Origin of the sequence: Citrobacter sp. wls708 (genome assembly GCF_005281255.1) — a bacterium.
In the GTDB taxonomy this organism is placed as follows: Bacteria; Pseudomonadota; Gammaproteobacteria; order Enterobacterales; family Enterobacteriaceae; genus Citrobacter; species Citrobacter werkmanii.
This window is the reverse complement of the sequence record NZ_SZXE01000009.1, coordinates 114,617-124,894: the sequence shown is the minus strand read 5'-3', so window position 1 is coordinate 124,894 and position 10,278 is coordinate 114,617. Positions and strand designations below refer to the sequence as shown.

The 10,278-nt window shown below is 53.1% G+C and carries 9 protein-coding genes and 1 riboswitch; of the genes, 2 read left to right on the top strand and 7 right to left on the bottom strand.

The annotated features are described in order from the left end of the window. Window positions 1-70 precede the first annotated feature (70 nt). Window positions 71-922: a glutamate racemase gene (gene murI, locus FDW97_RS04910; protein WP_038636091.1), complete on the bottom strand. Its 852-nt coding sequence runs from the start codon at window positions 920-922 to the stop codon at window positions 71-73. Continuing rightward, window positions 867-2,705 carry a TonB-dependent vitamin B12 receptor BtuB gene (gene btuB / locus FDW97_RS04905; RefSeq protein WP_038636088.1) on the bottom strand — a complete coding sequence of 613 codons (1,839 nt, stop codon included), beginning with the start codon at window positions 2,703-2,705 and terminating at the stop codon, window positions 867-869. The genes murI and btuB overlap by 56 nt, the downstream gene beginning before the upstream one ends. Window positions 2,706-2,769: 64 nt before the next feature. Continuing rightward, window positions 2,770-2,957: riboswitch (cobalamin riboswitch) on the bottom strand. A 115-nt stretch (window positions 2,958-3,072) separates the two neighbouring features. Here btuB and trmA point away from each other — a divergent pair. Then, window positions 3,073-4,173, top strand: a complete 1,101-nt coding sequence (gene trmA, locus FDW97_RS04900) for a tRNA (uridine(54)-C5)-methyltransferase TrmA (protein WP_038636085.1) — start codon at window positions 3,073-3,075, stop codon at window positions 4,171-4,173. A 36-nt stretch (window positions 4,174-4,209) separates the two neighbouring features. On the opposite strand, the gene FDW97_RS04895 is transcribed toward trmA, so the two are convergent. After that, complete coding sequence (locus FDW97_RS04895; RefSeq protein WP_038636082.1) at window positions 4,210-4,569, bottom strand: YijD family membrane protein; 360 nt, start codon at window positions 4,567-4,569, stop codon at window positions 4,210-4,212. 15 nt (window positions 4,570-4,584) lie between these two features. Continuing rightward, window positions 4,585-5,220 (bottom strand): HTH-type transcriptional repressor FabR, encoded by a 636-nt coding sequence (gene fabR, locus FDW97_RS04890; protein ID WP_003028862.1) that lies wholly within the window; start codon window positions 5,218-5,220, stop codon window positions 4,585-4,587. 191 nt (window positions 5,221-5,411) lie between these two features. Between fabR and sthA the strand changes: the two genes are divergently transcribed. Continuing rightward, on the top strand, window positions 5,412-6,812 hold the full coding sequence (gene sthA, locus FDW97_RS04885; RefSeq protein ID WP_032940238.1) for a Si-specific NAD(P)(+) transhydrogenase: 1,401 nt from the start codon (window positions 5,412-5,414) through the stop codon (window positions 6,810-6,812). Here sthA and oxyR read toward each other — a convergent pair. The 3 genes from oxyR to argB form a co-directional block, all read right to left on the bottom strand. Continuing rightward, entirely contained in the window at window positions 6,795-7,712 is a 918-nt protein-coding gene (gene oxyR, locus FDW97_RS04880) for a DNA-binding transcriptional regulator OxyR (RefSeq protein WP_038636079.1), read from the bottom strand. The two genes, sthA and oxyR, sit on opposite strands and share 18 nt — an antisense overlap. 298 nt (window positions 7,713-8,010) lie before the next feature. Further along, window positions 8,011-9,384: an argininosuccinate lyase gene (argH, locus tag FDW97_RS04875; RefSeq protein WP_137350717.1), complete on the bottom strand. Its 1,374-nt coding sequence runs from the start codon at window positions 9,382-9,384 to the stop codon at window positions 8,011-8,013. 117 nt (window positions 9,385-9,501) lie between these two features. Beyond that, window positions 9,502-10,275 carry an acetylglutamate kinase gene (gene argB, locus FDW97_RS04870; RefSeq protein ID WP_038636072.1) on the bottom strand — a complete coding sequence of 258 codons (774 nt, stop codon included), beginning with the start codon at window positions 10,273-10,275 and terminating at the stop codon, window positions 9,502-9,504. Between the last annotated feature and the right edge of the window lie 3 nt (window positions 10,276-10,278).

The window sequence follows — 10,278 nt, the reverse complement described above, 5'->3', positions numbered from 1 at the left end:
GAGTTATTTCAGGCTGACAAGGGGAAATTCAAAATAATCTTCCGAGTGCGCATTTTTTCACCAAAACCGATTAAACCGCCAGTTTTTCGAGCGTTTTGAAGCCATAACGTTGCAGCACGGGCAATAATTGTTCGGCTTCTGTCGTCATCGCCATACAGAATGCGACATTCTCATCGGTTGATTTCGCGTCGGGCGCTTCATGTTCTAATAACCAGGCCGTGCGACGCGCAATCGCGGCACCCGAATCCACCAGTCGCGTCCCCTCGGGCAGGACCTGTAAAAGTTCTTCCTGTAATAGAGGGAAATGGGTGCAGCCCAGCACCACCGTGTCGGGTGGTTCCGACATCCGCAGCCACGGACGTAGAATGCGGCGCAACTCCTCCAGAGAGACCGTTTCGCCGTGCAGCTTCGCTTCCGCCAGTTCTACCAGCTCGGCAGAACCCAACATCGCAATCTGACATTCGTTAGCAAACCGCGCAATCAACTCATGGGTATACGACCGCTTCACCGTTGCACGTGTAGCCAGCAGTCCCACAACGCCATTCGCCGTGAGTCGCGCCGCCGGTTTAATAGCAGGAACGACGCCTACAACCGGGAAGGCAAATTTCGCACGTAATGCAGGAAGCGACACAGTGCTTGCGGTATTACACGCGATGACCGCAAGAGAGAGTGGATAGCGCTGCTGGACCGCAGTCACAATCTCAACAACACGCTCGACGATAAATTCCTCGCTCTTCTCACCATAAGGAAAGGCGACATTATCAAAAGCGTATATATAGTGGAGATCCGGCAGGAGACTGCGGATCTCATTGTAGACCGACAACCCACCGACGCCGGAATCAAACACCAGCACGGTGGGACGTGGATCAGAAGGTGTAGCTGCCAGACAAGGTGTATTCCCGCCCTGCAGTTGCGTAGCCATAAACTGTCTCGTAATCTTTATCGAACAGGTTGGCGATTTTACCACGAACAGTCAGCTGTGAGGTGATTGGATATGCCACTGTCAGATCCCACAGGCTCACTCCCCCCATTTTTACCGGCTGATTGGTGACGAAGTCCGTGTCATAACGCGTTCCCAGATAATGATAGGTCAGGCCCCAGTCAAAATCGTAAACCTGCCAGTCAAGCTGGTACTTCACCTGCTGTTTAGAACGACGCGCCAGTGGTTTATCGGTAATCGCATTTCGTGCATCAACGTAATCGTAGCTCAGGGTGTGCGCCAGCGGCCCGGTATCAAAGTTTGCTGTCGCTTCGACACCTTTAATACGTACTTTGCCTTCGTTAAAGTATTTCTCGGTATGTGGGTCGTAATCGATCATGTTATCGATATCGTTGCGATATCCTGACAAACGCCAGTTCACATCCGCCGTCAGCCCTTCAAACGCCCCTTCCCACTGCTTACTCTCTTCAGGATCCAGATTCGAATTGCCGTAATAGCCATGCAACTGCCCGAGATTTGGTGCTTTGTAGGAAGTACCGTAGGAGGCAATAAAGCGATAACCTTCAATAAACTCCCACCCGGCGCTGGTTTGCCATGTACCATGGCGACCAAACTCGGAGTTATCATCACTGCGCGCCGCACCTTCAAAGGTAAAGTCACCCAGTTGCTGCAACCCGGTGAGATAGAGGCCAGTGTTACGCTGGTCGTAACCGTCCGTGACGTACGCGGTGCCAGGCTCCGTAGTTTGCTTTTGCCAGTCGACGCCCGCGCCCACATTACCGTGGCCAACCACCATACTGTTCGACCACTGAACATTATATTGCTTCATCTCATCCAGTGTGGCCGAGGAGTCATAGCGGCCATAATCCGGATCATAGTTGTAGTCTTTACTGTGGCTATAGCTGGAAACCAGCTGTGACTGGATAATTTCACCATTGAAGCGCAGTCCGGCATCCCAGCTTTGGCTATAGAGTTTTCGGGTATCGACCAGTGGTGAGTTCGGAGAATAGTACGAATCGTAATTCGTGCGGTTATCATAACCGTAGCCACGAACAAACCCGCTCCAGGTGTCAGAGAAGTTGTGTTCCAGCGCGCCATATAGCGTCTTACTTAAGAAGCCGTCTTTGTCGGGTTGAGCCTGAGAGCCAGTACTACCGTAAGCCACGACATCAAAGCCTTTGGTATAGGCATAATCGCCCATCAACGTGACACGCGTATTTTCACCTAACTGTTGTTGGGTTGAGACATCGTAATTCTGGTAGCCATTGCTTCCCACGCCAGCGGTCAGTTCCGTCCCCGGCTTTTCGCGCGTCGTAATGATATTCACCACGCCGCCAATCGCATCAGAACCATAAATAGCCGAACGCGGCCCACGAATGTACTCAATACGTTGTACCAACGATACCGGGAACTGGCTAAGATCGGCTGCGCCGCTAACCCCTGCCAGGTTCAGACGCACACCGTCAATCAGCACCAGAACATGGCTGGCGTTGGTGCCGCGAATAGAAATAGACGAATTTTGTCCCATACCACCGTATTGGGCGATATCCACGCCTGGCAAGCGACGAAGCACATCATTCACGGAGGTAGATTGCCAGCGGTCGATATCCTGACGCGTAACAACGGTGATAGGAGCAAGTACTGCGCTACGAGGCTGCTGAAAACGGTTGGCAGTGACGACGAGAGTATCTGGGCTAGCATCCTGTGCCCAACCAGAAAATGCCGTGACGGAAAGCGCCGTCCACAGCAACGATTTTTTAATCATTGTAAAGCATCCACAATATAAGAAGGATGCCGCAGGTCCCACCGATAGTACGCGATGATGAAAACCAGATGCGACGTTAGCCGGCAGGTCTTCGGGCTTGGAGGCGACTTAAAGAGATGATGACTTCCCACGGCAAGCCGCAGTGTCTGCACCAGGTGCGCTCATCTCCTACCTTCCTTACCGCTGCGCGTCAGCTCCAGATTCACACTGGATTCCCTTTTAACTCACAGGACCGGAAAACGGATGCTACAGTTTGTTACAACCCACTGTCCAGACTGTGTATCACAATATCGGAAATCATCAATGACTGGACATCTGTTGAGCAATCCCTACAATCCCCGCGTACTTTTATTTTTCAGGACGCATCATGACCCCCGAACATCTTCCGACAGAACAGTACGACGCGCAGTTAGCTGAAAAAGTGGTGCGTCTGCAGAGCTTAATGACACCGTTTTATGCACAGGCTCCGGAAGTGTTTCGCTCACCGGTCAGTCACTACCGTATGCGTGCCGAATTCCGGCTGTGGCATGACGGTGATGACCTGTACCACATCATGTTCGATCAACAGACGAAAAGCCGTATTCGCGTCGACAGCTTCCCGGCGGCCAGCGAGCTTATCAACACGCTGATGAAGGCAATGATTGAAGGGGTACGCAACAACCGTGTCCTGCGCCACAAACTGTTCCAGATTGATTACCTCACCACCCTGAGCGATCAAGCGGTCGTCTCGATGCTGTACCATAAAAAGCTGGATGACGAATGGCGTCAGGAAGCCGAAGCGCTACGGGACGCGCTGCGTGCGCAAAACCTGAACGTGCATCTGATTGGCCGGGCCACCAAAACCAAAATCGAGCTGGACCAGGACTATATTGACGAACGCTTGCCGGTCGCAGGTAAAGAGATCATCTACCGCCAGGTTGAGAACAGCTTCACCCAGCCCAATGCCGCGATGAATATTCAGATGCTGGAATGGGCGATTGATGTCACCAAAGATTCCCAGGGCGACCTGCTTGAGCTGTACTGCGGTAATGGCAACTTCTCATTAGCGCTGGCGCAAAATTTCAACCGCGTGCTGGCGACTGAAATCGCCAAACCATCCGTGGCGGCTGCCCAGTACAACATTGCGGCTAACCATATTGATAACGTACAAATTATCCGCATGGCGGCAGAAGAGTTTACTCAGGCGATGAATGGGGTTCGCGAGTTCAACCGTTTGCAGGGGATCGATCTGAAGAGTTACCAGTGTGAAACCATTTTCGTTGACCCACCGCGTAGCGGTCTGGACAGCGAAACGGAGAAAATGGTGCAGGCGTATCCGCGTATTCTGTACATCTCCTGCAACCCGGAGACGCTGTGTAAGAATCTGGAAACGTTAAGCCAGACGCACAATGTTTCACGTCTGGCTCTGTTCGATCAGTTCCCGTATACGCACCATATGGAGTGTGGCGTGTTACTGACCGCGAAGTAAGTGATGTCCTGGCCGGGCTTGCCCGGCCTACAAATATTATTCCGCAATTTCCTGCTTACGATTACGCACTTTAACGCCGATCCAGAACACCAGAATCACCGACAGTACCGCCGGGAAGAAGTTAGAACCAATATCCGGATATTCAGCGCGTACCACGGTGCTGTACAACAGAACACCGAGAATAAAACAGGCGGCGGCCAGGCCTGGTAGCCCCACAGGCATGGTGCGGTTCTGATAGCGTTGATGCAGACAATAAACCGTCAGCACCAGCGAAATAATCGGGAATACTGAGAATGGCACAATGGAGCTAAACAGCGCCGCAAATGTGCCATTGATCGATAAGCCAGCAACCAGCGCCAGCAGCAGCGTACCTTTATCTTGACCTGACTGTTTCATTGCTCGTCCTTCTCGTTACTCGGAGTGGTGCGTCATCTTCTCTTGTTCACGGCGGTACCAATAAAATGCGCCTTTCGCAATCATGCGTAGTTGCAATACCAGCCGCTCTTCCAACTGTCGACGCTGTTCAGCGCCAACATCCAGTGCTTCTGCCCCGGCGCTGAACACAATCGTTACCATGGCTTCGGCCTGCGCTTCAGTAAACGCACGGGGCATATGGTTTTCGAGTTCCAGATAGTCCGCAAGTTCCGCAATGAAGTGCTGAATTTCACGTGCGACCGCTGCACGAAACGCTGCGGAGGTTCCCGAACGCTCGCGCAATAATAAACGGAAGGCGTTGGGATTGTTGCCGATGAATTCCATAAATGTTGAGACCGAGGTACGGATCACACTCCCACCTTTGGCGATACGCTGACGCGCCTGCCGCATCAACTGACGCAGCATCAGACCACTTTCGTCCACCATCGTCAGCCCGAGCTCATCCACATCGCGGAAATGGCGATAAAACGAGGTTGGCGCAATGCCCGCTTCACGCGCAACTTCTCGTAAACTGAGACTGGCAAAACTACGCTCAGCACTGAGTTGACTAAATGCAGCCTCTACCAGCGAACGCCGGGTTTTCTCTTTTTGTTGCGCTCTAACGCCCATCACGATGTCTGAATCCTTCCACATACCTTGCTGGCACTATACCAGAGATTAGGCGGTTGGCATGGCTTTGTTAATGATTGTTTACGCGCAGTTTGTGCTTCGACTTCGCAAAAAAGCACAACGATAATTGGGTTATCCCAACAACGATGTTACTATTCTGTTGCTTTTATGTATAAGAACAGGTAAGCCTGACCATGTCACATTCCTACGATTACGATGCAATAGTAATAGGTTCCGGTCCCGGCGGCGAAGGCGCTGCAATGGGTCTGGTTAAACAGGGAGCGCGCGTCGCGGTGATTGAGCGCTATCATAACGTCGGCGGAGGCTGTACCCACTGGGGCACCATCCCGTCGAAAGCACTCCGCCACGCCGTCAGCCGTATTATTGAATTCAATCAGAACCCACTTTACAGCGACCATTCCCGACTTCTCCGTTCTTCCTTCGCCGATATTCTCAACCATGCTGATAACGTGATTAATCAGCAAACGCGCATGCGGCAAGGTTTTTACGAGCGTAATCACTGCGAGATTTTGCAGGGAAATGCCCGTTTTGTTGACGAACACACTATCGCCCTGGAATGCCACGACGGCACGGTGGAAACGCTGACCGCGGATAAGTTCGTGATCGCCTGCGGTTCACGCCCTTATCGCCCTGTTGACGTCGACTTTTCGCATCCCCGCATTTATGACAGCGACTCCATCCTGAGTCTGCACCACGAACCTCGCCACGTTCTGATTTATGGCGCAGGGGTTATTGGCTGTGAATATGCGTCGATCTTCCGTGGAATGGACGTCAAAGTTGATTTAATCAACACCCGCGATCGTCTGCTGGCGTTCCTTGATCAAGAGATGTCCGATTCGCTCTCTTACCACTTCTGGAACAGCGGTGTGGTTATTCGCCACAACGAAGAGTACGAGAAGATTGAAGGTTGCGATGACGGCGTCATCATGCACCTGAAATCCGGTAAAAAACTGAAGGCTGACTGTCTGCTGTACGCCAATGGCCGCACCGGTAATACCGATTCGCTGGCGCTGGAAAATATTGGTCTGAAAACCGACAGCCGTGGGCAGCTCAAAGTGAATAGCATGTACCAGACGGCACTGCCGCACGTGTATGCCGTAGGGGATGTGATCGGCTATCCGAGTCTGGCATCGGCGGCCTACGATCAGGGACGCATTGCCGCCCAGGCACTGGTGAAAGGCGAAGCCACCGCGCATCTGATCGAAGATATCCCAACCGGGATTTATACCATTCCTGAAATCAGCTCCGTTGGTAAAACCGAGCAGCAGCTTACGGCGATGAAAGTCCCATACGAAGTTGGCCGCGCCCAGTTTAAACATCTGGCACGTGCGCAAATCGTGGGCATGAGTGTCGGCACGTTGAAGATTCTGTTCCATCGCGAAACCAAAGAGATTCTGGGGATCCACTGCTTTGGGGAACGCGCGGCCGAAATTATTCACATCGGTCAGGCGATAATGGAGCAAAAAGGTGGTGGTAACACCATCGAGTACTTCGTTAACACCACCTTTAACTACCCAACCATGGCGGAAGCCTATCGGGTAGCGGCGCTAAATGGCTTAAACCGCCTGTTTTAACGCACTGTCGAAATGGCCATCCATTGATCCACGGATGGCCTCTGCCAGCTGTTCATAACGGCTGCGCAGCGGCGAACCTGGGCGATACACCAGGCCAATCGTGCGGCGCGGTTCTGGCTTAATGCATGGCAGATAGACAACACCATCACGCTTGCGCTCCGACGGAACAGCCAGCGCAGGCAGTAACGTAATACCGCTACCTGCCGCCACCATATTGCGCAGCGTTTCCAGACTGGTTGCCCGGAAATGGGTATCTTCATCAGCACCAGCTTCAAAGCAGAAGCCCATGGCCTGATCGCGCAGGCAGTGGCCGTCTTCCAGCATCAGCAGTTTTTCACCCGCCAGATCGGACATCGGTACACAGTCACGGTTTGCCCATGGATGATCTTCATAGATCGCCAGCATCATAGGCTCATCAAATAACGGTACTTCGATGAATGCCTCACTCTCTTTCACCAACGCCAGAATCACGCAGTCGAGCTTACCGCTATCCAGTTGCGCCAACAGCTGATGCGTCTGCGCCTCATGCAGATACATTTCCAGTTTTGGGAAGGTCTGGTGCAACATAGGAATAATATGCGGCAGCAGGTATGGCCCCACCGTTGGGATCAAACCAATATGCAGCGGGCCAGACATCGTCTCGCCTTGTTGGCTTGCCATCTCCTTGAGCACTTTGACCTCGCGCAGCACGGTGCGCGCCTGATCCACCAGCAGCAGACCTGCCTGAGTGAACAGCACTTTGCGACTCGTACGCTCCAGCAACATGACGCCCAGCTCATCTTCCAGCTTACGGATCTGCCCGCTCAGCGTTGGCTGGCTCACGTGGCAGGAGTCTGCCGCCCGTCGGAAGTGACGATGTTCGGCAAGCGCCACCAGGTATTCAAGATCACGAATATTCATTATTCATCCTCCATCGCCACGATAGTTCGTAGCGATAGGTAGCATAGCAACGAACGATTATCCCTATCAAGCTTTCTGTTTAATAATGCACCACAGAAACGGAACGGTACCCCTTTAACCCTTGAAGCTACTGTCCGTTTAGAGAGTTTCTCTCATACTCGAAATAACTAAAGCCAACGTGAACTTTTGCGGACCTTGCGTCCGCATTTTTTTTGCATAAAAAAGCCCGGCGAGATGCCAGGCTCTGATCACTGTTTGCCTGATGGCGCTATGCTTATCAGACCTACAAAGACAAAAGTTACGCCAGACGCGCCTTCGCGTAATCAATCGCCTGTGCGACCTGCTGTGGCGACACGCCGCCTTTCGCCGCACGTTTGTCCAGACACGATTGTAGAGAAAGGATCGGGTAAACGTCATCGCCAATAACCGGACTGAACTTCTGTAAGTCGGTCAGCGACAACGATTCCAGCGGTTTGCCCTGACGAATCGCCTCAACCACCGTTTCGCCCACAATGTGGTGCGCTTCGCGGAACGGCACGCCTTTCGCTACCAGATAATCCGCCAGCTCAGTAGCGTTGGCATAACCCTGCTGCGCCGCTTCCTGACAACGCGGACGTTTCACCTGAATGCCATCCAGCACCAGCGCGGCCATATGCAGACAATCCAGCCAGGTGTCGAGCGCATCGAACAGCCCTTCTTTGTCTTCCTGCATATCTTTGTTATACGCCAGCGGTAGGCCTTTTAAGGTCATCATCATCCCGGTCAACGCACCCTGCACGCGACCGCATTTACCACGGATTAATTCCAGCGCATCCGGGTTTTTCTTCTGCGGCATCAGGGATGAACCAGAGGTCACTCGATCGGACAGCTCGACAAAGCCTGCTTCACCAGTATTAAAGAAAATCAGGTCTTCAGCAAAACGCGACAGGTGCACCATGCCGATAGAAGCGTCGGAGAGTAACTCCAGCACGTGGTCACGATCGGAAACGCTGTCCAGACTGTTGCGCGTTGCCGAAGCAAAGCCCAGCCAGCCGGCCAGTTGTTCGCGATCGATTTCATATGCCGTACCCGCCAGCGCGCCGCAGCCCAGAGGACTGACGTCCAGACGCTTAAGCGCATCCTGCAGACGGCTCTCATCACGCGCCAGCATTTCGACATAGGCCAGGCACCAGTGAGCAAACGTCACCGGCTGCGCACGTTGCAGGTGGGTGTAACCCGGCATAACGGCGTCCTGGTTATTCTCCGCCGTCACCACCAGCGCACTTTGCAACTGACGGTTGGCAGAGAGTAATTCAATAACCGTGTCTTTACACCACAGTTTAAGGTCGGTCGCGACCTGATCATTACGGCTACGCCCGGTATGCAGTTTTTTACCAAGCTGGCCGACTTTATCAATCAGCTTACCTTCCACCCAACTGTGAATATCTTCGGCATCGCTTTGCAGGATCTGTTGCGGGTTGGCACGCACCTCTTCCAGCAGCGTGTTCAGCGCCTCTTCCAGTTGCAGCTGTTCATCGGCACTCAGTACGCCGACCGTTACCAACGCTTTGGACCAGGCCACAGAGCCGACAATATCCTGTTCTGCCAGGCGGTAGTCAAAACGCAACGAGTCGTTGAACTGTTTGAACCGCTGATCTGCTGCCTGTGTAAAACGCCCACCCCAAAGTGCCATAACATGCTTCCTTAAATTCTTTTAATTTCAATGCCGGATGGCGCTACGCTTATCCGGCCTACAGGTTCTGTTCACGTAGGCCCGATAAGGCGTAGCCGCCATCGGGCATACAAATACTTAAGCCAGAATACGGGTACCGATCGGCGTGCCGTTAAACAACGCCGGGAGTTGCTCTGCATGACGCCAGGAGGCGATATCCACCGGGCGGCCCAGCGTGCGCGCGGCATCCAGCGCCGCATTGACCTTCACTATCATGCCATCGGTAATAATCCCCTGGTCGATCAACTGCTCCGCTTTCGCGGCGGTCATTTCGGCAATACGCTGACCTTTACCATCCAGAATACCGCTCACGTCTGAGAGCAGGATCAGATCCGCACCCAACGTTGCCGCCAGCGCTGTTGCCGCCTGATCGGCGTTAACGTTCATCAGCAGTCCATCTTCAGTGACGCCGATGGAGCTGACCACCGGCAGAAAACCGCTTGCCAGCAGCGTGTTAATTAGCTTAGGCGAACCCGGTTGCGCGAGTCCAACATGACCCAGCTCTTTATCGAGCGGCGTCACTTTTACGCTGTCGCCATCGCCAAGATACAGGCCCACAGAGGCGATTTGATGTTTTTTCGCCCAGGCCAGTAAGGTTTTATTCGCCGTACCCGCCAGGGCGCCAGTGATAATATCTATCTGATCGGCAGGAGTGACGCGCAGGCCGTTTTTCTTTTTGACCGGCAGATTCAACTGCTTCATTAGCTCATCAACCACGCAGCCGCCGCCGTGCACAATAATCAGCGGACGCTGATGCGACTCACGATAATTCACCAGTGCGGTAAACAGTCGCTCCAACGCCTCTTCGCTATCCAGTAAAACGCCGCCCAGCTTGATAATTAATGGATTCATTGT

Bases quoted from the DNA above. Each gene is read 5' to 3' on its own strand.
- murI (WP_038636091.1), bottom strand. From the start codon at position 922: ATGGCTACGCAACTGCAGGGCGGGAATACACCTTGTCTGGCAGCTACA.
- trmA (WP_038636085.1), top strand. From the start codon at position 3,073: ATGACCCCCGAACATCTTCCGACAGAACAGTACGACGCGCAGTTAGCT.
- argH (WP_137350717.1), bottom strand. From the start codon at position 9,384: ATGGCACTTTGGGGTGGGCGTTTTACACAGGCAGCAGATCAGCGGTTC.
- oxyR (WP_038636079.1), bottom strand. From the start codon at position 7,712: ATGAATATTCGTGATCTTGAATACCTGGTGGCGCTTGCCGAACATCGT.
- FDW97_RS04895 (WP_038636082.1), bottom strand. From the start codon at position 4,569: ATGAAACAGTCAGGTCAAGATAAAGGTACGCTGCTGCTGGCGCTGGTT.
- argB (WP_038636072.1), bottom strand. From the start codon at position 10,275: ATGAATCCATTAATTATCAAGCTGGGCGGCGTTTTACTGGATAGCGAA.
- btuB (WP_038636088.1), bottom strand. From the start codon at position 2,705: ATGATTAAAAAATCGTTGCTGTGGACGGCGCTTTCCGTCACGGCATTT.
- sthA (WP_032940238.1), top strand. From the start codon at position 5,412: ATGTCACATTCCTACGATTACGATGCAATAGTAATAGGTTCCGGTCCC.